Below are 19,909 nucleotides of genomic sequence, written 5' to 3'. Positions count from 1 at the left end.
TTCACGGATGGCCGGCCATGCTGAAGGACCGGTCGCCCTCGGCAAAGCCCTGCTCGCCGGCCCAATCCCTCGTCAGTGCCCGCAATCCCGCCAAGGCCACGTCGAGCACATCCGACGACGCCGGATTGCTGGGATAGGCAAGATAGATCGGCCGCTGGAACACGGGCGTGTTCGCGACGCGTTTCATTTCGCCGCGCTCGATATGGGCGCTGACGGCGCTGAGCGGCAGATAGGCGGCGGCTTGCTGCGACAGCACGTGCTGCAACCCGATGAAGACCAGGCCGGCCGAAATGGCCGGCTTGACCATGCCGGCAAACGCCCGATCATGCTCGATGCGGAATTCGAGCCCCCAGTCCATCAGTATGTAATTCTCGGTCCATGGCTTCGTCTGCGCGGCATGCTGGACAAGCACGACCTGATCGACGGCCAGCGTTTCGTAAACGATTCCGGGATGCGGCCGCGGCAGATAGAGGATGCAGATGTCGAGCAGGCCTTCGGCCAGTTGGTCGATCGCCAGATCGGGAAAACTGCCCTCGAGCCGTAACGCAACGTTCGGCCGCTCGGCGCGCATCCATTCGACCCATGGCGAAGTGATGCGCTCCCACAGATAGGCGGGCGCGGTCAGCCGCAGCAGTGTTTCATAGCCATCGGGAACGGCGATGTCCTGCCTCGATTGCTCCCAGGTGCGGGTGATGGCGGACGCATGCGGCAGGAACTGGCGGCCGGCCGGCGTCAGCGTGATGCCATCGCGGTCGCGGACGAAAAGCCGTCGCCCCAACTGCTCCTCCAGCACTCTTATCCGCGCACTGACGGTGGACTGGGCAAGGTTCAGCCGATTGGCCGCGACGGTGAAGCTGCCATGCTCGGCAATCTCCAGGAAACTGCGCAGGTTTTCGGTGTCCATGTCTTGGCTCTCCGCATCGAAAATTCCGATGGCCCCTATCAAAAAATATCGCTTTCCGCTGGCGGTCAACGATGAACTAGATGGCCTGCCCCAATACAAGCGAGGATTGCAGCCATGCCGAAGCGTTTCGAGAGGATCGACATCGCCCGCCGGAATCTCACTGCAATCGAAAATTCCGCTGTCGACGAATTGCTGGCCGGCCGGCTCGACCGACGCGATTTCCTGCGCCATGGCAGCGTTCTCGGCCTTTCGCTGCCGTTCTTGGGCAGCCTTCTCGCCGCCGCCGGTCTCGGCACGCAAGAAGCCCGCGCCGAAGGCAAACCGGGCGGCACGGTGCGCGCCGGCGTGGCGACGCCGGGCGGGGCCATCGATCCCGTCACCTACTACGACAGCGGCAGCTACCAGCTGGTTTTCCAGACCGCCGAATTCCTCTGCGTCACACAGCCGGACCTCACGCTGAAGCCGGTGCTGGCGGAAAGCTGGTCGCCGAACGAGGACGGCAGCGTCTGGACGTTCAAGCTGCGCAAGGGCGTGAAATTCCACAATGGCGAGGACTTCAAGGCCGACGACGTCGTCGCGACCTTCGACCGGCTGGCCGACCCGGACGGGGCCTCGAACGCGCTTTCGGTGTTCAAGGGCCTGCTGTCGAAGGGCGGCACCCGCAAGGTCGACGACCACACCGTCGCCTTCCATCTCGACGTGCCGAACGGCAGCTTTCCCTATTCGGTGTCGATCGACAACTACAATGCCGTCATCCTGCCGGCGAGCTACAAGGGCGATTACGAAAAGACCTTTGAAGGCACCGGCCCGTTTCGGCTGGAGAGCTACACGCCGAAAGTCGGCGCGACGTTCATCCGCAACCCCGATTATTGGGGCGAGAAGGCGCTGCCCGACCGGCTCGAGTTCAAATTCTACGGCGATGTCCAGCCGCGCATCCTGGCGCTGCAGGCCGGCGAAGTGGACATTCTCGACGCCGTTCCGCTCGATGTCAGCCAAGTGGTGCTGAACAGCCCCGACATCACCGTGCTGCGCGTCGCCTCGACCGCGCACCGCCAGCTCCACATGCGCTGCGACATGGCGCCTTTCACCGACAAGCGCGTGCGCCAGGCGCTGGCGCTGTGCATCGACCGTTCCAAGCTGGTGGATGGGCTGTGCCGCGGGATGGCGGCGACCGGCAATGACAGCCCGTTTGCGCCGGCCTTCCCCGCGACCGACAGAACGGTGCCGCAGCGCGCCCAGGACATCGCCAAGGCCAAGCAGCTTATGGAAGCCGTGGGCCTCGGCAGCGGCTTCGACATCACGCTGACGACGCTGCGCTACTCCGACATTCCCGGCTACGCGCAGATGTTCCAGAACTTCGCCAAGGAGATCGGCGCGCGCGTCTCGCTCAACATCGAGGACCAGGACAAATATTACGGCAAGGCGGTGTTCGGTCAATCGGACTGGCTGGACAGCCCGCTCGGCATCACCGACTACGCCCATCGCAGCGTGCCGAACGTGTTCCTGAAAAGCCCGCTGGTCAGCGACGGTCCGTGGAACGCGGCGCATTTCAAGAGCCCAGCCTATGACGGCATGGTCACTTCCTATCTCAAGGCGCTCGACATCAGCGCGCAGCGCGCGGCGGCGTCAGACATCCAGAAGCTGCTGCTCGACGAGACGCCTGTCATCTTCAGCTATTTTCCCGACCTCCTGGTGCCGGTGCGCAAGAATGTCAGCGGGCTGCCGCCGATCGCCGCCGGCCTGCTGCTCGACCGGGTGTCGCTGGGATAGAGGCTGGATGGACAATTTCTGATTTCGGGCGGCGAGGCTATCCGCCAGCGGGCTGCGAAGGGCGATGGGGGGCCATTGTTCGAGCCGCTCGACTCAGGAGAAGCCCGCCGCCCGGAAACCCACTCCGATACGATGACTCAATCCAGGTCCATCTCGCTTTGCGCCAACACTCGATGACAAAAGAAAAGAAACGGGAGACTACCATTCGCAAGCCTCATTTGCGCGGCCGTGGGCCGCATTTTCCCTTGCTCGACACGATCGTGCAGTATGAGTTCGAGCCCGGCTACGTCGCCTTCACCATGCCGACGCAGAAGCGGCTGCGCGTGCAAGTGGGATCGATGATCGTCGCCGACACGACCAGGGCGCTGGTGTTCTACGAATCCGATCACCTGCCGGTCTACTACTTCCCGATGAGTGACGTGCGCGAGGAGTTCCTGCTGCCGAGCAGGACGACGACGGAAGATCCGTTCAAGGGCCTGGCTACGCACTACTCGCTCAACACCGGCATCACGCTGGTCGAGGATGCCGCCTGGCGCTATCTCGACCCGGTCAAGGGCTGTCCGCCGATCGCGGACTACATGTCCTTCTACTGGCCCAAGATGACGCATTGGTATGAGGAGGACGAGGAGATCTTCGTCCACGCCCGCGACCCGTTCCGGCGGGTCGACTGCCTGCCGTCCTCACGGCGGGTGCAGGTCATCCTGGACGGCGAGCAGGTCGCCGATTCACGGCGCGGCGTGTTCCTGTTCGAGACCGGCCATCCGGTACGCCATTATCTGCCGATCTCCGACACGCGGCTCGATATGTTCGCGCCCAGCCGCTACATCTCGCGCTGCCCCTACAAGGGCATCTCCAACTACTATCACGTGACGACGGGCAAGAAGCGCCACGAGAACCTCGTCTGGTACTATCCGGAGCCGGTGCATGAGGCGGAGCGCATCAAGGGCCTGGTCTGCTTCCATCACGAACTGGTCGACAAGATCCTGGTCGACGGCGTCGAGATCCCGAAAGAAGCCACGGCCGCCTCCAACGGCTATTTCTAGCCGCGTCGCCATGCCCGCGCTGAAGGCTTGATCGGAACGCGGGACAGCGCATACCCTCCCTGAAGCAGGGAGGACTCTCGATGGATCTTTTCAAGCTGGACGGCGATGTCGCGCTGGTTACCGGTGCCGGCAGCGGCATTGGCCAGGCAATCGCGATCGGATTGGCGCAGGCCGGCGCCGACGTCGCCTGTTTCGGCCATGCATCGAAGGGCGGGCTGGAGGAGACCGCACAGCGTATCACCGCGCTTGGGCGCAAGGCGCTGGTGCTGACGGGCACGGTGACGTCCGAGAGCGATCTCGCGGCGGCGACCGACCGCGTCGAGAGCGAACTCGGCGCCCTGACGATTGCCGTCAACAATGCCGGGATCGCCGGATCGGAGCCGGCCGAGACGATGCCCCTGGAGACGTGGCAGAAGGTGCACGAGGTCAATGTCGCCGGCGTGTTCCTGTCCTGCCAGGCCGAAGCGCGCAAGATGCTGGCGCGGCGCAAGGGCTCGATCGTCAACATCGCCTCGATGTCGGGCACCATCGTCAATCGCGGGCTGACGCAGGCGCATTACAATTCCTCGAAGGCCGCCGTCATCCACATGTCGAAGAGCCTCGCCATGGAGTGGGCCGACCGCGGCCTGCGCATCAACGTGGTCAGCCCGGGCTACACGCTGACGCCGATGAACAAGAGGCCGGAGGTGGCGGAGGAGATCAAGATCTTCAAGCGCGACACGCCGATGGGGCGCATGGCGACGCCCGAGGAAATGGTCGGGCCGACCGTGTTCCTGGCCAGCCGCGCGTCGAGCTTCGTCACCGGCCTCGACCTGATCGTCGATGGCGGCTACGTCTGCTGGTAAGGTGGCTCGGCAGGTGGGTTGGGTGCGACCTCGCCTGCGGTCCGAATTATGCATCCAGCAAAGCCTTAGTCGTTGCGCGCGATGAACGTTGGTATATATAATTTCATCCCATGAAACCGTCCTGGCGATGGGGCTTGCCGGGCCGATAGCCGAGGTCAGGGGACCCTGATGGCTCGCATTTTGCAGGGCGCCATAAGGCTGGCAATCGACCGGCAGGTGATCGCTGTCGTAGCGATGCGTCGGCAGCTATGACGCCGACCCTCTCAGCACCATTTCCGCAAATCAAAAACTCAGCACAATCCCGCCTGCGCCGGTTTTGGCCGCGCGATGGCGGAAACGGCCTTGCGCAAAGGCAGGTCTTTCCAACACAATCAAGAAAAAACCCAACAAGGGCAGAAAGACGCAAGAAGGGAACGAACGATAACCGTCACAGCTTGAAGGAGAACAAGCATGTCATTTCGGAGCAGAGTTTCTAAACTGTCCCTGGGCGCCGCCGCGCTCGCGGCACTGAGCCTGCCAACGCTTTCCGTCCACGCCGCAGCCCCTGAATCCAACGACCCCATCAAGATCGCGCTGTTCGACTGGACCAGCGTCAACCTCAACGCCAAGATTCTCGGCGGCATTCTCGAAAAGCTCGGCTACACCGTCGAATATCCGACCGCCGATTACCTCTCCAGCCTGACCACCGGTCTCACCAATGGCGACCTCGATGTCGGCCTGGAATTCTGGGACACGACCGCCGGCGAGGCGATGAAGGCTTCCGATGCCACCGGCCAGACCGAGCGCCTCGGCAAGCTCGGCCCCAAGGCCAAGGAAGAGTGGTGGTTCCCCGAATATATGAAAGAGAAATGCCCCGGCTTGCCCAATTGGGAAGCGCTGAAAGACCCGAAATGCGCCGAGGCCTTTTCGACAGCCGAGACGGCACCCAAGGGTCGTTATCTCGGCGGTCCGGTGACCTGGGAGGGTTTTGACGACGAGCGCGTCGAGGCACTCAAATTGCCATTCACAGTCATCCACGCCGGCACCGACGCGGCGATGTTCGCGGAGCTGGATTCGGCCTATCAGCGCAAGGCGCCGATTATGCTGTGGATCTATTCGCCGCATTGGGCGCCGGCCAAATACAAGGGCGAGTGGGTCGAATTCCCCGAATACACGCTCGAATGCTACAGCGACCCGAAATGGGGCACGAATCCCGATGCCAAATATGATTGCGGCAAGCCGCATGGCGAGATCTGGAAATATGCCTGGAACGGCATGAAGGACAAATGGCCCGTCGCCTACAAGGTGGCCAAGGCCTACACGGTCGACACCGACGAGCTCAACAAGATGAGCGGCGAGATCGACCTCGGCGGCAAGACGCCGGAGGACGTCGCCGCCGCCTGGATCGCCGCCCACGAAGCCGACTGGAAAGCCTGGGCACAGTGATCGCTCCGACTGGAGAATGAGACCCGGCCGTCGATCGGCCGGGTCTCAATCGTCGATATTCCAGAAGGACGCTTGAATGCTTGACAAGACCGAACCGGGATCAAACGTTGCGGGCGCGCCAAAGGATGCCCGCCCGATAAAGCTGGCTTGCCGCAATGTCTGGAAACTGTTCGGTTCGAACGCGGCCAGTTTCATCCGCGAGCGCGACGGCAAGGCCAGCATGGCCGATGTCGCCGCTGCCGGACTGGTCGGGGCGGTACGCGGCGTCGATCTTGAAATCCGCCAGGGCGAGGTCTTCACCATCATGGGGCTCTCGGGGTCGGGCAAGTCGACCCTGGTGCGCTGCATGTCGCGTCTGGTCGAGCCGACGCACGGCAAGGTCGAGTTCGAGGGCAAGGACCTGCTCGAGATCTCGGATGCGGCGCTCATCGAACTCAGGCGCCATCGCATGGGCATGGTGTTCCAGAATTTCGCGCTGCTGCCGCATCTCAACGTGCTGGACAACATCGCCTTTCCGCTCAGCATCCAGGGGCAGGACCGTGCGACGCGCGAAGCACGCGCCCGCGACGTGATCGAGCTTGTCGGCCTGCGCGGCCGCGAGCATTTCTATCCCCGCGAACTTTCAGGCGGCCAGCAGCAGCGTGTCGGCATCGCCCGCAGCCTGGCGACCAAGCCGGAGATCTGGTTCCTCGACGAGCCGTTCTCGGCGCTCGACCCGTTGATCCGCCGCGAGATGCAGGACGAGCTGATGCGATTGCAAACCATGCTGCACAAGACCATCGTCTTCATCACCCATGATTTCGACGAGGCGATAAGGCTGGCCGACCGCATTGCCATCATGAAGGATGGCGAAGTCATCCAGATCGGCACGCCGGAGGAACTGGTGGTTAATCCCGCGACAGACTATGTCGCCGAATTCACCCGCGACGTCGACCGCGCCAAGGTGATCTCGGCGAAGAGCCTGATGCGCGCCTGCGACGGCGCCGAGCATGGCGGCACGGTGGCGCCAGAGGCCAAGATTGCCAGCTTCTCGGCCAGCATCGTCGCGGCCGGCAGACCGTTCGCGGTGGTCAACGGCAGCGGCAAGCCGATCGGCGAAGTCACGCCGCAAGCGGTGATCGACCTGCTCGCCGGCATCGAGCGGTCAGGAGCCGGTGCATGACAGTAACGGCAAGCGCCAGTGGGACGAGGCCGCGGCCGGCGCAGACCCGGCTGCTGGTCTGGGCCGCAGCGCTTGCCGTGGTGCTGGTCGTGTTCCTGCTCCAGGACAGTCTCCCCTGGGCTGCCAACTATCCGGCCGAGGCGATCGTGCCGGTCGCCGATTGGGTCAGCGCCCTGATGCGCTGGATAAAGATAAACCTGTCATGGCTGACGCGGTCGATCACTGCCGTGCTCGGCGTGCCGCTCGATTTCGCGCTCGACCTTCTGGCAAAGAATTTCAAGATCGGTCACGGCGCCGACGCCTATGTGCTGCCGCGCCTGTCCTGGATCGGCATCTGCGCGGCGGCCTTTGTCGCCGGGCATGCGGCTGGCGGGCGCAAGCTCGGCATGCTGGTCGGCGGCTGTTTTCTCTACATCGCGCTGTTCGGCCAATGGACCAGCGCCATGCTGACGCTGGCGCTGATTTCCATCGCCGTGCCATTCTGCATCGCCACGGGATTGTTCGTCGGCATCTGGGCCTGGCGGAAACCCTGGGCGGAGCGGCTGGTGGTCTCCCCTGCCCTCGATCTGATGCAGACCATCCCGACCTTCGCGTACCTCATCCCGATGCTGCTTCTGTTCGGCAACAGTCCGGTTTCGGCGATGATCGCCACCGCCATCTTCGCCACCCCGCCAATGGTGCGGGCAACGATGCTCGGCCTGTCGCGGGTGCCGTCCGAGATCGACGATTTCAGCGAGATGGCCGGCTGCACGGCGCGGCAGAAACTGTGGCGCGTGCTTTTGCCGTCGGCGCGGCCGACGCTGATGGTCGGCGTCAACCAGGTGATCATGCTGGCGCTGAACATGGTGATCATCGCCTCGATGATCGGCGCCGGCGGGCTAGGCTATGACGTGTTGCTGGCGCTGCGTGCGCTGAAGGTCGGCGAAGCCATGGAAGCGGGGCTGGCCATCGTGGCGCTGGCCGTCGCGCTCGACCGGTTGAGCCAGGCCATCGCCGCCAACCACGCAAAAGGTCACGTCCACCGGCAAGTCCAGCCCGCCTTCTGGCGGCGCTATCCCAATCTGACGCTGGCCGTCGCCATCCTGATCGTCACCACACTGCTTGGCCTCTTCGTGCCTGCCTTTGCGGCGGTGCCGAAGGCGATCACCTTCACCACCGCGCCATTGTGGAAAGCGGCGGTGAATTGGGTGACGATCAACTTCTTCGATGTCATCGAGGCGTTCCGCGTGGCGCTGATCCTTAACGTGCTGAACCCGGTGCGCGCCTTCTGCGAAAGCTTTCCGTGGCTGGGCGCGGTATTTCTGCTCGGCCTTGCCGGCTATCAGCTTTCCGGCCTGCGCCTGGCCGCTCTGGTGGCAGTGCTGACCGCCTTCTGCGCCGTCACCGGGCTGTGGGAAAAGACCATGGCGACCGTCTATCTCTGCGGCATCTCGGCCTTCGTCGCTTGCCTGATCGGGATTCCGATCGGCCTGATGGCCGCGCGCAGCGACCGCGTCGAGAAGGTGATCACGCCCGTCATCGATACGCTGCAGGTACTGCCCTCCTTCTGCTTCATCATTCCGGTGGTGATGCTGTTCCGCGTCGGTGACGTCACCGCGATGATCGCAACGATCGCCTTCGCCGTGGTGCCGGCGATCCGCTACACCAATCACGGTATCAGGCAAGTGCCGCCGGCACTGATCGAGGCGGCCAAGGTTTCGGGCTGCACGCCGCGCCAGACTTTCTTTCGCGTGCAATTGCCACTCGCGCTGCCCGAGATCATGCTGGGCGTCAACCAGACGATCCTGATGGCTTTGGCGATGATCATCATCTGCGCCATGGTCGGCACCCGTGATCTCGGCCAGGAGGTGTTCATCGCGCTGTCCAAGGCCGATTCCGGCCGCGGCATCGTGGCGGGCCTCGCCATCGCCTTCATCGGCATCGTCGCCGACCGGCTGTTCAATGCCTGGACGGCGAAAGCACGGGCGAGGCTGGGTTAAAGCTCAAGCGGCGAACTTATCAAGGGAGGAAGACATGACCAGCAGGATTGCTCGCTGCACCTGTGGCCAATTGCAGATCCGCTGTCCGCAACAGCCGGCCAAAATATCGCTTTGCCACTGCCTGGATTGCCAGCGGCGCACCGGCAGTCCGTTCGGGATCGCGGCTTTCTTCGATGCCGACGCGATCGACATCGACGGCTCATCCCAGACATTCCGGCGCAATTCCGACAGCGGCTTTCCCGTCACTTTCCACTTCTGCGGAAACTGTGGCTCGACGGTGTTCTGGTATCCGTCGCGCAAACCGGAGGCGGTCGCTGTCGCGGTCGGCTGTTTCGCCGATCCGTCTTTCCCTGCGCCGACGCAAGCCGTCTACGGCGAAAGCCGCCACGACTGGGTCGTGTTGCCGGCCTGAAAGCCGCTACTCCGCCGCGACGCCCTTCACCTCCAGATAGCTCTCCATCGAATCGTCCAGCGCCTGCAGCCAGGGCGTATGGTGCAGCGGCGCCATGGTGCCGGTCATCAACGAGCGGTAGGAATGGTCGCGGAAGCTCATGATGTCTTCCACCTTGTGATGCTCCCATTCCATGAAGGTCTGGTTGACCGCCTCGACGTCGAAGCCGGGATAGTCGGTCTGGTCCATCAATTCCTTGGTGTAGTCGCCCTGGAACCAGATCATCTGCTCGGCGTCTTCCAGCGTCTCCTCGCGCGCCCGCCATCTGGCGCCGTGCTCGGCCATTGCCTGCGCGGACGGCAGCTTGATGCGGCCCATGATGACGTCGCGCGCGAACCAAGCCTGCGCGTCGAACATGTTGAAAGTGTAGAACTGGTCCTGCATGCCAATGTAGAAAAGCTTCGGGTTCTTCTCCCAAACGACGCCTTCATAGAGATCCAGCGGCCACATGCGGTTGGCGGTCTTGAGCTTCAGGTCGTCGGTGAGGAAGGGGAAGGAATGGAGATAGCCAGTGCACAGGATGATGGCGTCGACATCCTTGGTTGAACCATCCTTGAAATGCGCGGTCTTGCCGACGACCTTCTGGAGCAGCGGCACCTCTTTCCAGTTCTCAGGCCATTTGAAGCCCATCGGCTTGGAGCGGTAGCTCGAGGTGATCGACTTCGCGCCGTATTTGTAGCATTGCGAGCCGATGTCCTCGGCCGAATAGGAGCGTCCGATGATCAGGATGTCCTTGCCCTTGAATTCCATCGCGTCGCGGAAATCGTGGCTGTGCAGGATGCGGCCGTTGAAGGTCGAGAACCCCTCGAAATAGGGAACGTTTGGCACCGAGAAATGCCCGGAGGCGACGACGACATTGTCGAACTCTTCCGAATAGGTGACGTCGTTGGTGCGGTCATGCGCGGTGACGGTGAATTTCTTCGTCTCGTCCGAGAAGGTCACCATTCGCACCGGGCTGTTGAACCGCACCCATTTGCGCACGCCTGATTTTTCGACGCGGCCCTTGATGTAGTCCCACAGCACGGCGCGCGGGGGATAGGAGCCGATCGGCCGGCCGAAATGTTCCTCGAACGTGTAGTCGGCGAATTCCAGGCATTCCTTCGGCCCGTTCGACCAGAGATAACGGTACATCGAGCCGTGCACCGGATCGCCATGTTCGTCGAGGCCGGTGCGCCATGTGTAGTTCCACAGGCCGCCCCAGTCGGACTGCTTTTCGAAGCAGACGATCTCGGGAATGTCTGCCCCTTTGTCGGCCGCCGACTTGAAGGCCCTGAGCTGTGCCAGGCCGGACGGTCCGGCCCCGATGACGGCAACGCGAGTGTTCATTTCCGGGCCTCCATTTTTTGATTTCCCCAGCGAAACAAATTTCACTGGCAGTGACAGTAATTGGCCCTCCGGCACTGTCAACAGCCATCTGCGGGAACGGCGTTTGCGCAAGGCGGATTCCTGGCGAAGAACCCGCATTGGCCGAAATCGCGGGATTGGCGCATGCGACATAAGACGGCTTGCCGACGCGGCTGCGCTCATGTATCGCCACCGAACATGTTCACCTTGAGTGAAATAAATCCGCGAAGTCCGGGGGGCGACATGGCGAAAAACGCTTCAAATCCAAAGGCCGGTGCTGGAGCCGGCGGCGCAAAGGCAAAGCCGCTGTCAAAGGTCTCGGTGGACGGGAAGACCATCCGCGCGCCGCTGACCCAGAACCCGCACGCCATCCGCGACACGCGTGAAAAGGTGCTGGAAGTGGCGATCGGCCGCGAGGTGCGCGCGTTCCGCAAGAAGCTCGGCATCACTGTCGCCGATCTGGCGGTCGCCACCGACATTTCGCTGGGTATGCTGTCGAAGATCGAGAACGGCATCACCTCGCCGTCGCTGACCACTTTGCAGGCGCTGTCGCGGGCGCTGGGTGTTCCCGTCACCGCCTTCTTCCGCCGCTTCGAAGAGGAGCGCAGCGCCGTTTTCGTCAAGGCGGGCGAAGGGTTGGACGTCGAGCGCCGCGGCACGCGGGCCGGCCACCAGTACAATCTGCTTGGTCACATCGGCTCGAACACCAGCGGCGTCGTCGTCGAGCCCTATCTGATCACGCTGACCGAGGATTCGGACGTGTTCCCGACCTTCCAGCACGAGGGCATGGAATTCCTCTATATGCTCGAGGGCGAGGTCGTTTACCGGCACGGCAGCAATCTCTATCCGATGAAGCCCGGCGACAGCCTGTTCTTCGACGCCGACGCCCCGCACGGGCCGGAGCAGCTGACGAAACTGCCGATGCGCTATCTGTCGATTATTTGCTATCCGCAGAGCGCGGGGTAACGGGACTCGATTTCCTTTTTTACAGCATTGGCGATTGGCGAAGGCCGAAGTGGCATCCGATCTCCCCCTCGAGGGGGAGATGTCCGGCAGGACAGAGGGGGGCGAACCGCGATGACGCATAATCTCGTATCCTCCAACAACCGCCGCAATGCGCGCAGGATGCGCAAGGTGATGACCGACGCCGAACTCAAGCTCTGGAATGAGATCAGGGCACATAGGTTGATGGGACTGGGGTTTCGGCGCCAGATGCCTATCGCCGGCCATATCGTCGATTTTGCATGCCCGGACAAAAAAGCTGATCGTCGAGCTTGATGGTTCCCAGCATGGCCAAGCCGAAGCGTTGGAATTGGACGCTGCAAGAACCGCCAAGTTCGAAGCGCGGGGCTGGACCGTCCTGCGCTTCTGGAACGACGATGTTATCGGCGACGTCGACAGTGTCTGCCAGCATGTCGTGATTGTGGCCGGGCTGGGCGGCGGGTGAGTTTCGCGGAGCGTTAGAGGTTGGACATTGGGCAAGGCCTGCGCTCCACGGCGCCCCCCTCTGCCCTGCCGGGCATCTCCCCCTCTTGGGGGGAGATTGGCTGCTTGGAGGGCAGCGTCAATACAGCAATCAATCCGGCCCGAATCCCGGTGACGTCGCACTTCCATCATCCAACTTCGATAGCCATTCCACCAGCGTTGGCCGATACCGCGTCAGCCCCTTGTAGGTGGCAAGCTCCTCGGGCAGGTCGCGGACGACGCGGTGCAGGCGGCGCGCCCATTTCGGTTGCGTCACCAGCTCGTCCATCTTGATCAGGTAGCAGCGGATCGGGAAGACGATGGCGTTGGAGCGCGGCAGGCGCCAGAAGCTCTGCAACTCGACGCGCAGATGCACCTTGTCGCCGACATTGTCGGGCGTCACCGTCGCCCGGTCCGGGCCCCATTTGTGATAATTCTCGGGGCTGGTGTCGAGGCGCGGATTGACGGTCATGGTCCAGTTCAGGCGACGCGCCGGCTTGCCCTGCTGGATGTTGATGAGGAACTTCAGCGCCCTGACGAAAATCCCCTTTTCATGTGCCAGCGGTACCGGCGCGTGCCACTCGAAGAAGTTCATGCCGATGTCAAAATCGAGCGACCAGTCGGCCTGGGTGGTGACCATTCCGGCATCCATCCAAAGATTGCCGTCGCGCTGATCGAGGATGCAGAAATCGCCCTGGCTCTGGCGGGTGATGTACTCCATCGGCCCGTAAGGCAGCGTCGTTGTGTCGCCGAAGGTGAAGGTGTCGTCGATGCCGAGCGGCCGGTTGATCCAGCGCCAGCGATCGCCGTCTCGGGTCAGCGTGAAATGCTCGGGATAGCCCAGCGCCTGCTGCTCCATCAGAAGTTCGAGCAGATCCCAGCCGGCGAGCGTCATGTGCGGCAGCGACTGGCAGCGCAACGGATCCTCGGCCAGGACCAGAGCGCGGTCCTGCATCTCGGCGACATAGTGCTCATCGACATCTATCAGGTTTTCCAGCACGCTGCCCTTCGGACCGACGACATGCGGCTCGATGTTGACCGCATACATGTAGCTGTCTTCATGGAACGGAAACGGGAACCGCCTGATGTGCTCAGGGCTGTTCCTGAAGGTGAAGTCGTCGCGAAACGTTTCCTTGCGAAAGGTGATGCCCAAGCTCGCCTCCTATCTTTCCAAGACCAGCGATTTGCCTTCGAAGCGCGACACGCACGGCATGATCTTGCAGCCGGAGCGATGATCTTCCTCGCTCAGCCAATGGTCGTTGTGGATGAACTTGCCGTCGGACGCGATGACGTTGGTTTCGCATTGGCCGCAAACGCCGCCGCGGCAGAGATAGGGCGGATCGACGCCGGCCGCCTCGATCGCCTCGAGCAGGCTCTGCTGCTCGCCGACCCGGATGCTCTTGCCGCTGACGGCCAGCGTCACATCGAAGGGCAATCCCGGTTGCGGCGCCGCGAAATGCTCGAAATGCACGGTCTCCGGTGGCCAGCCAAGCGCGGCGGCGCGCTCGCGCACCCAGCCGATCATGCCTGCCGGACCGCAGACATAGAGATGCGTGCCGAGCGGCTGCGACGACAGCAGCCGGTCGAGGTCTATGCGTTCCCCGCGGTCGTCGTGATAGAGCCGGACCCGGCGGCCGTAGCGCTGTTGCAGCACATCGGCATAGGTGCCGAGCGAAGCCGTGCGGCAGGTGTAGTGCAGTTCGAAATTGCCGCCCTCGCCTGCCAACTGCGCGGTCTGGGCCATGAAGGGCGTGATGCCGATGCCGCCCGCCAGCATCAAATGTTTCTTCGCCCGGAGATCGAGTGAGAACAGATTGACTGGATAGGAGATCACCATCTCCAGGCCGGGCTTGACGCTCCGGTGCATGAAAAGCGAGCCGCCCCGGCCGACATCGTCGCGACGTATCGAGATCGTGTATTCGCGCGTGTCGAGCGGCGAGCCCATCAGCGAATAGGGATTGAGCCTTGTGCGGTCGCCGTCGCGCATCTCGACCACGACATGGGCGCCGCCTGAAAAGGTCGGCAACAGCTCGCCGTCGCGGCGGCGGAAATGAAAGCGGGTGACCAGCTCGTTGACGGGCACAACATCGCTGACGACGACGTCGAGCTTGGTGGTGCCGGTGCTCATCGGAAGACCTCCTCGAACGGAGGAATTTCGCTGCGATCCTCGGCATTGATGCAGACGCCCTGGAACGCCGCCAGCCGCCGCGAATAGTGGTCGCGTACCAGAAGTAGCAGGCCGCAATGCGAGCAGGTGGCGGGTTGCGTCGTTACATTCTCGGTGATGCCCTTGCAATGCACGCACTGCACGCGGCGCGCCAGCGAGCCGCGATGTTCGGTCTGGATCGCGGTGTGGTCGATGCCGGCATCGAGCGCCACCTGCATGGCCTGGCCGATCAGCCCTTCGGTACCGGCGAGATAGAGGCGCAGGCCCATATGCGCGTTATCAAGCGTCTGTTTCAGCCGCGGCAGCAGACTGGCGAAGGACGGCGCCTGGTGGAAGCGCGCCGGTTTCAGCGCTTCGAGAGCGGCGACTTGCCTGTCGTCCGGCCCGGGAATGAAGACGATCTCGGCACCGTCGAAGAACCCGTCCGGAGCCGTTTTGGCCATGTCCGCTATCGCGAGCGCACCCTCGGCATCGGCGATGAAAAGATGGTGCTTGCCGGGCTGCGGAGACAAGGTTCCGTAGACGGGCCGGCTGATGATCGACTTGGCTGCCATTCTCTGCTTCGTGCCTCGAACCCTCGCCTTCGACTATGCCTCAGCCTTTCGCCGTGCGCTTGGTCTTCTTTGGGTCGTCGAACGGCAATGGCTGCGCCGTCGCCTTGATCGATCCGCTCCTGTTGCGGATCTCGAGCCTTGTGTCCTTGACGGCGCAGTCGACGTCGAGGCGGGCGATGCCCATCGATTTCTCGACCAGCGGCGAATACATGGCGCAGGTGACGACGCCGACTTTCTTCCCATCGCGATAGACCGGGGCGCCCTCGTCGGCCGGCTCCTTGCCGTCGAGCAACACGCCATAGATCTTGAAGCGCTCCTTGCCCTTGAGACGGTAGTGCTCCTCGGCGCCGCGAAAGCCGGTCTTTCCCGGGCTGACGGTGAAGTCGAGGCCGAGTTCCCACAGCGTGTCGCCGGGGCCTTCATTCTCGAACGGATATTTCTGCGAATTGTCGTAGGGATAGAACAGGAGATAGCTCTCGACGCGCAGCATGTCGAGCGTAGTGAAGCGGCACGGGATGATGCCGGCGCTCTTGCCCTCGTCGAGGATCCTGTCCCAGATCGTGCCGGCATCCTGGCCGCGGCAGAAGATTTCATAGCCGCGCTCGCCGGTATAGCCGGTGCGCGAGATCATCACCGGAAAACCGAAGAGCTGCGTCTGCATGTGATGGAAATAGTTGAGGTCGCGAATGCCCGGCACGTGCCTGGCAAGATAGTCGACCGCCGCCGGCCCCTGCAGCGAGAGGTCGTGCAGATTGTCGTCGAAGCGCAGCGACACGTCCCTGCCCATCGCCGCCCGCTGCAACTCCTCATGTCCGGTTCCCGAGCCATGCACCACCATCCAGCTATTCGGCCCGGTGCGGTAGAGGATGCAGTCGTCGGTGAATTTTCCCGCCTCGTTGAGCATGCAGGCATAGGCCGATTTGCCGGGATAGATTTTTTCGACGTCGCGCGTGGTGGCGAGATCGATGAGGTGCGAGGCGTGCGGGCCTGTGATGTGGACCTTCTTCAGGCCCGAGACATCCATCAGCCCGGCCTTGGTGCGGATAGCGATGTATTCCTCGTCGGCATCCTTGTCGTAGGTCCAGGCGGTGCCCATGCCGCTCCAGTCTTCGAGTTTCGAACCCAGCGCGCGATGGCGATCCGCCAGGGTTGAAAATCTCCAGGATGCCGTCATCCGATCCTCCGTTCGATATTTTGATTATGTTCCCTGCTCCTGTGCGCGCGGGCTGGAGCTTTGAGCGAATATTGATCGCAAACGCGTGGGGCCTGCAATCCCCTGAAAGCAAATAATTTCATTGTCAGGCAAAATTCGTCATCCGAACAAGACGGTTAACTCTGCGTAAATTCGTCTTGACAATTTCCGAATTCGGTCTGAATTTATGAAAAAAATTTCACTCTCTTGAAAGAGAACGGCGGACGGTGGATTCGGAACCGGACGTCGAAAAAGGGGAAAACCGATGTCAGACCTGCAGCAGCGCATCGAGGCGCTGTACCGTTCCGACTTGCGCGGATCCGCGCTCCTGATCATCTGCCTGTGGGCGACGATCCTCTTCGTCCTCTTCATGACATGGCCGCATATCCCGCATGACGGCATCAAGGCCGTCGTCGCGATTGCCGCCGCCGCGGTGCTGATCTTCAACACGGCGGCGATCCTGGCCATGGTCAACCACTACAAGGAGGACAAGGAGTTCATCTACGGGCTCGACATCAAGAACTACGACCGCAACCGCAAATCCTGAGGGGGGAGAGAAGCATGTCCCGCTACACGCCGCCGCAACAGAGCAAGGCCGGGCAGGTCTTCGATATCGCCGTCGTCGTGGTCGCCATCTTCGTGGCGCTGTGGCTGCCGCTGAAACTGGGATTGGCGGGAGCAGCCAAGTCCATCGACGCGCTCGACGCCAAGACCTGGGAGGCGCTCGGCCAGAACCCGACCATGGCGTCGATCTGGGAAAGGCTCGGCTATACGCCAGAGACCGCGCACGACATAATCCAGAACCGTTTCCACTACATCATCGACTGGCCGACGCTTGTTGTCATGGCAGCCGTGCTGATCGGTTATTTCGTGTTCCTGTTCCGGGCATCGGACCGTGAATATCGCGACGTCATCAACGAGAAGTTCGACGAGAAATAATCCGGGGACAGACCATGTGGATAGCGCTCTCTTACGCATGCTGGGGCATCTCGATCGTGCTTGCGCTGTGGATGCTCTACGATTGGTTCAAGGTCGATACGACCTACTCCGAGGATGTGCTGACGTCCTCGCGCGAAGGCGAACTTGAAGCCGCTTCCGAAAAACACCGGATCTGAGTGGGGATTGATCGATGACGGTCGTGGTTGAAACTGCGGGTTCGGCAACAAATGGCGACAGGGTCTCGCTGCTTCGGGTGCTTGGCCCGGCCCATGTCTGGGCGTTGGGTGTGGGCATCGTTCTGGTCGGCGAGTTCACCGGCTGGAATTTCTCCGCCGACAAGGGCGGCGCGCTTGCCGCGCTGATCGTCTGCTGGGTCGTCGGGCTGCTCTATACCTCGGTCGCCATGATCGATTCCGAAGTGACGTCGACGGTCGCCGCCGCGGGCGGCCAATATGCGCAGGCCAAGCACATCGTCGGGCCGCTGATGGCCTTCAACGTCGCGCTGTTCCTGGTCTTTGCCTACACCATGCTCGAAGTGTCGGACGCCATCCTGCTCGGCGACACGATCGTCGCCAAGGCGGGCGTCGAGGGCCTCACCCACAACTCCTTCATCGCCGCCACCATCGTCGTCCTGGCATGGCTCAACTATCGCGGCGTGCTGATGACGCTCAACGTCAACTTCGTCATCACCGCGATTGCCTACATCTCCATCGTCATCCTGTTCTTCTCGGTCAGCCCGTGGACGCAAGGCGCGGTGCTCAAGCTCAACGAGTTGGTCACCCCAGAGAACGCGCTGCCCTATGGCTGGATCGGCGTCATCGCCGCTTTCCAGTTCGGCATCTGGTACTATCTCGGCATCGAGGGCACCACGCAGGCGGCCGAGGAAGTGCGCTCGCCCGCGCGCTCGCTGCCTTATGGCACGATGGCCGGCATGATCACGCTTCTGATCGCCGCCGCCATGACCTGGTATGTCTGCGCCTCGCTGATGCCCTGGGAATATCTCGGCATCACTTATTATCCGCTGTGGGACGCCGGCAAGCTGACCGGCAACCCGCTGCTGGAAAACCTGCTGTTCATCGCCACGCTGCTTGCCGCACTGGCGTCCGCCAATGGCTGCATCAACGACGCGGCGCGCGCCTGGTTCTCGCTCGGCCGCGATCGCTACCTGCCGAGCTGGTTCTCGGCGGTGCACCCGAGATACCGCACGCCCTACCGCTCGATCCTGTTCCTGCTGCCGATCGCGCTCGCCTTCGCCTTTATCGCCGACCTCAACCAGGCGATCACCTTCTCGATCCTGTCCGGCGTGCTGCAATATACGTTCATGAGCATCAACATCATGATGTTCCGGAAGAAGTGGCCTCTGGGTTCGATCCGCCGCGGCTACACGCATCCCTTCCACCCGCTGCCGGCGATCGTCTTGTTCTGCCTGTGCGTGGTCACCTTCTTCGCGATCTTCCTCGGCTTCGGCTCGCAGCTCATTGCCATGGTCGCGTTCTATTTCCTGATCTCGCTGTGGTTCCATTTCTATCGCTACAAATTCGTGCGGCGCGGCGACCAGTTCACCATGCCGTGGCCGAAACCGCAGGGCTATTGATGGGAGTAGGCCCGTCCGAATTGGGCGGGCCTGGCATGACGAAATGTCCGAGGTGACGTCAGCACTGCTTGCCGGGGCGGCTGTCCTGGCTCTCGTCCTGCACTTTGCCTGGCTGGCACGCCGCAGCCGCGACAGGGCTGCCGTGGCGCGCGCCGCCGACCAGGCCAGCATCCGCGCCGTCATTGCCGACGCCGAAGATGTCTCGGACGGTACTGCCGGCGTCGTTACGTGGGAAGGCTCGTGGAACGGCCAGCGCGTGCAGTTGCGCACCATCGTCGACACGCTGGCGACGAGAAAGCTGCCGGCGCGCTGGCTCAGCGTATCGATAACGGAGAAAACAGCCGTGCCCGGCACCTTCGACATGATGATGCGGCCGGGCTCGCCGACGACATTCTCCAATTTCGACCATCTCGACCACACGCTGCCGAAGGCGCCCGGCTTTCCCGCCGAGGCGGTGCTTCGAACGGACCGCAGAGGCGTGCGCTTCCCGCAAAACATCATCGCCGACCATCTGGAGCCCTTTTCAGAAGGACGCGCCAAGGAGCTACTGATCACGCCAAAGGGTGTGCGTATCGTCTGGCTGCTGGCCGAAGCCGAGCGGGCCCGCTACGGTGTCTTCCGGCAAGCCGCTTTCGGTGACGCGCAAATCGACCCGGCGCTGATCTCGCGGCTGCTCGTATCCCTTTCGGGACTGCGCGACGCGATCAACAGGAACGAACGGAAAGCGGCATGACCAGCGCAACCCCCTCGCCCGGACCTACCAGCCCATATATCGTCTTGGGCGCGGCAACCCTGCTGCCGGGCAGCGGCCACGTCATGCTGGGCGTTCCCACGCGCGGCCTGCAGTTTCTTTTCTTCATGGTCATCCTGGCCTGGGTGACGGCGAAGATCGCCCCGCCCGACGCCAGCTTTGTCGGCCGCCACGCCGGCGGCTTCCTGATCTATGCGCTGTCGATCCTCGACGCCTACAAGATGGCTCGTATCCGGACCGCCAAATGGGCCCATTCCATGCGCCGACAAGGCGATGGGCCGCCGGATGGGACAAAACACAACGCGTAACGAGAGGAATATTTTTT

General features: G+C 62.6%; 20 protein-coding genes and 1 pseudogene. 15 read left to right on the top strand and 6 right to left on the bottom strand.

The genetic code is table 11. The annotated features are described in order from the left end of the window. Nucleotide 1: 1 nt before the first annotated feature. Nucleotides 2-904 (bottom strand): LysR family transcriptional regulator, encoded by a 903-nt coding sequence (locus FJ959_RS06690; protein WP_140559339.1) that lies wholly within the window; start codon nt 902-904, stop codon nt 2-4. Nucleotides 905-1,018: 114 nt separating this feature from the next. Here FJ959_RS06690 and FJ959_RS06685 point away from each other — a divergent pair, with 114 nt between their 5' ends. From FJ959_RS06685 to FJ959_RS06655, 7 genes are all read left to right on the top strand, one after another. Beyond that, a complete protein-coding gene (locus FJ959_RS06685; RefSeq protein WP_140629176.1) occupies nt 1,019-2,674 on the top strand; it encodes an ABC transporter substrate-binding protein in 1,656 nt (551 codons plus the stop codon). 173 nt (nt 2,675-2,847) lie between these two features. Next, on the top strand, nt 2,848-3,717 hold the full coding sequence (locus FJ959_RS06680; RefSeq protein WP_140629173.1) for a DUF427 domain-containing protein: 870 nt from the start codon (nt 2,848-2,850) through the stop codon (nt 3,715-3,717). 80 nt (nt 3,718-3,797) lie between these two features. Then, the gene (locus FJ959_RS06675; RefSeq protein WP_140629171.1) at nt 3,798-4,562 is read left to right on the top strand and encodes an SDR family oxidoreductase; all 765 of its coding nucleotides are present in this window, start codon (nt 3,798-3,800) and stop codon (nt 4,560-4,562) included. A gap of 450 nt (nt 4,563-5,012) precedes the next feature. Beyond that, the gene (locus FJ959_RS06670) at nt 5,013-5,987 is read left to right on the top strand and encodes an ABC transporter substrate-binding protein (protein WP_140629168.1); all 975 of its coding nucleotides are present in this window, start codon (nt 5,013-5,015) and stop codon (nt 5,985-5,987) included. A gap of 76 nt (nt 5,988-6,063) precedes the next feature. After that, nucleotides 6,064-7,149 (top strand): glycine betaine/L-proline ABC transporter ATP-binding protein, encoded by a 1,086-nt coding sequence (locus tag FJ959_RS06665; RefSeq protein WP_140629166.1) that lies wholly within the window; start codon nt 6,064-6,066, stop codon nt 7,147-7,149. Beyond that, entirely contained in the window at nt 7,146-9,128 is a 1,983-nt protein-coding gene (locus FJ959_RS06660; protein ID WP_140629163.1) for an ABC transporter permease subunit, read from the top strand. Before FJ959_RS06665 ends, FJ959_RS06660 begins: the two co-directional genes overlap by 4 nt. Before the next feature lie 34 nt (nt 9,129-9,162). Beyond that, nucleotides 9,163-9,540: a GFA family protein gene (locus FJ959_RS06655; protein ID WP_140514715.1), complete on the top strand. Its 378-nt coding sequence runs from the start codon at nt 9,163-9,165 to the stop codon at nt 9,538-9,540. A gap of 6 nt (nt 9,541-9,546) precedes the next feature. Here the strand turns inward: FJ959_RS06655 and FJ959_RS06650 are convergent, their stop codons facing one another. Further along, nucleotides 9,547-10,905 (bottom strand): NAD(P)/FAD-dependent oxidoreductase, encoded by a 1,359-nt coding sequence (locus FJ959_RS06650; protein WP_140558273.1) that lies wholly within the window; start codon nt 10,903-10,905, stop codon nt 9,547-9,549. A 261-nt stretch (nt 10,906-11,166) separates the two neighbouring features. Here FJ959_RS06650 and FJ959_RS06645 point away from each other — a divergent pair, with 261 nt between their 5' ends. Both FJ959_RS06645 and FJ959_RS06640 read left to right on the top strand, forming a co-directional pair. After that, complete coding sequence (locus tag FJ959_RS06645; RefSeq protein WP_140559333.1) at nt 11,167-11,889, top strand: XRE family transcriptional regulator; 723 nt, start codon at nt 11,167-11,169, stop codon at nt 11,887-11,889. A 111-nt stretch (nt 11,890-12,000) separates the two neighbouring features. Continuing rightward, nucleotides 12,001-12,370 (top strand): annotated as a pseudogene (locus FJ959_RS06640) (endonuclease domain-containing protein). Nucleotides 12,371-12,499: 129 nt separating this feature from the next. Here the strand turns inward: FJ959_RS06640 and FJ959_RS06635 are convergent. Genes FJ959_RS06635 through FJ959_RS06620 form a run of 4 tightly spaced genes read right to left on the bottom strand, consistent with a single transcriptional unit; the run spans nt 12,500 to nt 16,282 of the window. Next, entirely contained in the window at nt 12,500-13,540 is a 1,041-nt protein-coding gene (locus FJ959_RS06635) for a DUF3445 domain-containing protein (protein WP_140497883.1), read from the bottom strand. A gap of 9 nt (nt 13,541-13,549) precedes the next feature. Continuing rightward, nucleotides 13,550-14,515 (bottom strand): PDR/VanB family oxidoreductase, encoded by a 966-nt coding sequence (locus tag FJ959_RS06630; protein ID WP_140497881.1) that lies wholly within the window; start codon nt 14,513-14,515, stop codon nt 13,550-13,552. Next, the gene (locus FJ959_RS06625) at nt 14,512-15,108 is read right to left on the bottom strand and encodes a dimethylamine monooxygenase subunit DmmA family protein (protein ID WP_140497879.1); all 597 of its coding nucleotides are present in this window, start codon (nt 15,106-15,108) and stop codon (nt 14,512-14,514) included. Before FJ959_RS06625 ends, FJ959_RS06630 begins: the two co-directional genes overlap by 4 nt. Nucleotides 15,109-15,148: 40 nt before the next feature. Further along, nucleotides 15,149-16,282 carry an aminomethyltransferase family protein gene (locus tag FJ959_RS06620; protein WP_140497877.1) on the bottom strand — a complete coding sequence of 378 codons (1,134 nt, stop codon included), beginning with the start codon at nt 16,280-16,282 and terminating at the stop codon, nt 15,149-15,151. A 283-nt stretch (nt 16,283-16,565) separates the two neighbouring features. Here FJ959_RS06620 and FJ959_RS06615 point away from each other — a divergent pair, with 283 nt between their 5' ends. From FJ959_RS06615 to FJ959_RS06590, 6 genes are read left to right on the top strand one after another with little or no spacing between them, the layout of a single operon-like run. Next, on the top strand, nt 16,566-16,847 hold the full coding sequence (locus FJ959_RS06615) for a hypothetical protein (protein ID WP_140497875.1): 282 nt from the start codon (nt 16,566-16,568) through the stop codon (nt 16,845-16,847). A 14-nt stretch (nt 16,848-16,861) separates the two neighbouring features. After that, complete coding sequence (locus FJ959_RS06610) at nt 16,862-17,239, top strand: hypothetical protein (protein WP_140497873.1); 378 nt, start codon at nt 16,862-16,864, stop codon at nt 17,237-17,239. Between the two features lie 14 nt (nt 17,240-17,253). Continuing rightward, nucleotides 17,254-17,415, top strand: coding sequence for a hypothetical protein (locus FJ959_RS06605; protein WP_140551131.1), 162 nt, complete (start codon nt 17,254-17,256; stop codon nt 17,413-17,415). Between the two features lie 14 nt (nt 17,416-17,429). Further along, nucleotides 17,430-18,833 (top strand): amino acid permease, encoded by a 1,404-nt coding sequence (locus FJ959_RS06600; protein WP_140497869.1) that lies wholly within the window; start codon nt 17,430-17,432, stop codon nt 18,831-18,833. Between the two features lie 43 nt (nt 18,834-18,876). Beyond that, on the top strand, nt 18,877-19,566 hold the full coding sequence (locus tag FJ959_RS06595) for a hypothetical protein (protein WP_181165153.1): 690 nt from the start codon (nt 18,877-18,879) through the stop codon (nt 19,564-19,566). Then, nucleotides 19,563-19,892: a hypothetical protein gene (locus FJ959_RS06590; protein WP_140629160.1), complete on the top strand. Its 330-nt coding sequence runs from the start codon at nt 19,563-19,565 to the stop codon at nt 19,890-19,892. Before FJ959_RS06595 ends, FJ959_RS06590 begins: the two co-directional genes overlap by 4 nt. Nucleotides 19,893-19,909 lie beyond the last annotated feature (17 nt).

Source organism: Mesorhizobium sp. B2-2-4, assembly GCF_006442375.1.
In the GTDB taxonomy this organism is placed as follows: Bacteria; Pseudomonadota; Alphaproteobacteria; order Rhizobiales; family Rhizobiaceae; genus Mesorhizobium.
The sequence above is the reverse complement of the archived record's forward strand: the minus strand, read 5'-3'. Positions and strand labels throughout refer to the sequence as shown.

Bases quoted from the DNA above. Each gene is read 5' to 3' on its own strand.
- FJ959_RS06690 (WP_140559339.1), bottom strand. From the start codon at position 904: ATGGACACCGAAAACCTGCGCAGTTTCCTGGAGATTGCCGAGCATGGC.
- FJ959_RS06685 (WP_140629176.1), top strand. From the start codon at position 1,019: ATGCCGAAGCGTTTCGAGAGGATCGACATCGCCCGCCGGAATCTCACT.
- FJ959_RS06680 (WP_140629173.1), top strand. From the start codon at position 2,848: ATGACAAAAGAAAAGAAACGGGAGACTACCATTCGCAAGCCTCATTTG.
- FJ959_RS06675 (WP_140629171.1), top strand. From the start codon at position 3,798: ATGGATCTTTTCAAGCTGGACGGCGATGTCGCGCTGGTTACCGGTGCC.
- FJ959_RS06670 (WP_140629168.1), top strand. From the start codon at position 5,013: ATGTCATTTCGGAGCAGAGTTTCTAAACTGTCCCTGGGCGCCGCCGCG.
- FJ959_RS06665 (WP_140629166.1), top strand. From the start codon at position 6,064: ATGCTTGACAAGACCGAACCGGGATCAAACGTTGCGGGCGCGCCAAAG.
- FJ959_RS06660 (WP_140629163.1), top strand. From the start codon at position 7,146: ATGACAGTAACGGCAAGCGCCAGTGGGACGAGGCCGCGGCCGGCGCAG.
- FJ959_RS06655 (WP_140514715.1), top strand. From the start codon at position 9,163: ATGACCAGCAGGATTGCTCGCTGCACCTGTGGCCAATTGCAGATCCGC.
- FJ959_RS06650 (WP_140558273.1), bottom strand. From the start codon at position 10,905: ATGAACACTCGCGTTGCCGTCATCGGGGCCGGACCGTCCGGCCTGGCA.
- FJ959_RS06645 (WP_140559333.1), top strand. From the start codon at position 11,167: ATGGCGAAAAACGCTTCAAATCCAAAGGCCGGTGCTGGAGCCGGCGGC.
- FJ959_RS06630 (WP_140497881.1), bottom strand. From the start codon at position 14,515: ATGAGCACCGGCACCACCAAGCTCGACGTCGTCGTCAGCGATGTTGTG.
- FJ959_RS06625 (WP_140497879.1), bottom strand. From the start codon at position 15,108: ATGGCAGCCAAGTCGATCATCAGCCGGCCCGTCTACGGAACCTTGTCT.
- FJ959_RS06620 (WP_140497877.1), bottom strand. From the start codon at position 16,282: ATGACGGCATCCTGGAGATTTTCAACCCTGGCGGATCGCCATCGCGCG.
- FJ959_RS06615 (WP_140497875.1), top strand. From the start codon at position 16,566: ATGTCAGACCTGCAGCAGCGCATCGAGGCGCTGTACCGTTCCGACTTG.
- FJ959_RS06610 (WP_140497873.1), top strand. From the start codon at position 16,862: ATGTCCCGCTACACGCCGCCGCAACAGAGCAAGGCCGGGCAGGTCTTC.
- FJ959_RS06605 (WP_140551131.1), top strand. From the start codon at position 17,254: ATGTGGATAGCGCTCTCTTACGCATGCTGGGGCATCTCGATCGTGCTT.
- FJ959_RS06600 (WP_140497869.1), top strand. From the start codon at position 17,430: ATGACGGTCGTGGTTGAAACTGCGGGTTCGGCAACAAATGGCGACAGG.
- FJ959_RS06595 (WP_181165153.1), top strand. From the start codon at position 18,877: ATGTCCGAGGTGACGTCAGCACTGCTTGCCGGGGCGGCTGTCCTGGCT.
- FJ959_RS06590 (WP_140629160.1), top strand. From the start codon at position 19,563: ATGACCAGCGCAACCCCCTCGCCCGGACCTACCAGCCCATATATCGTC.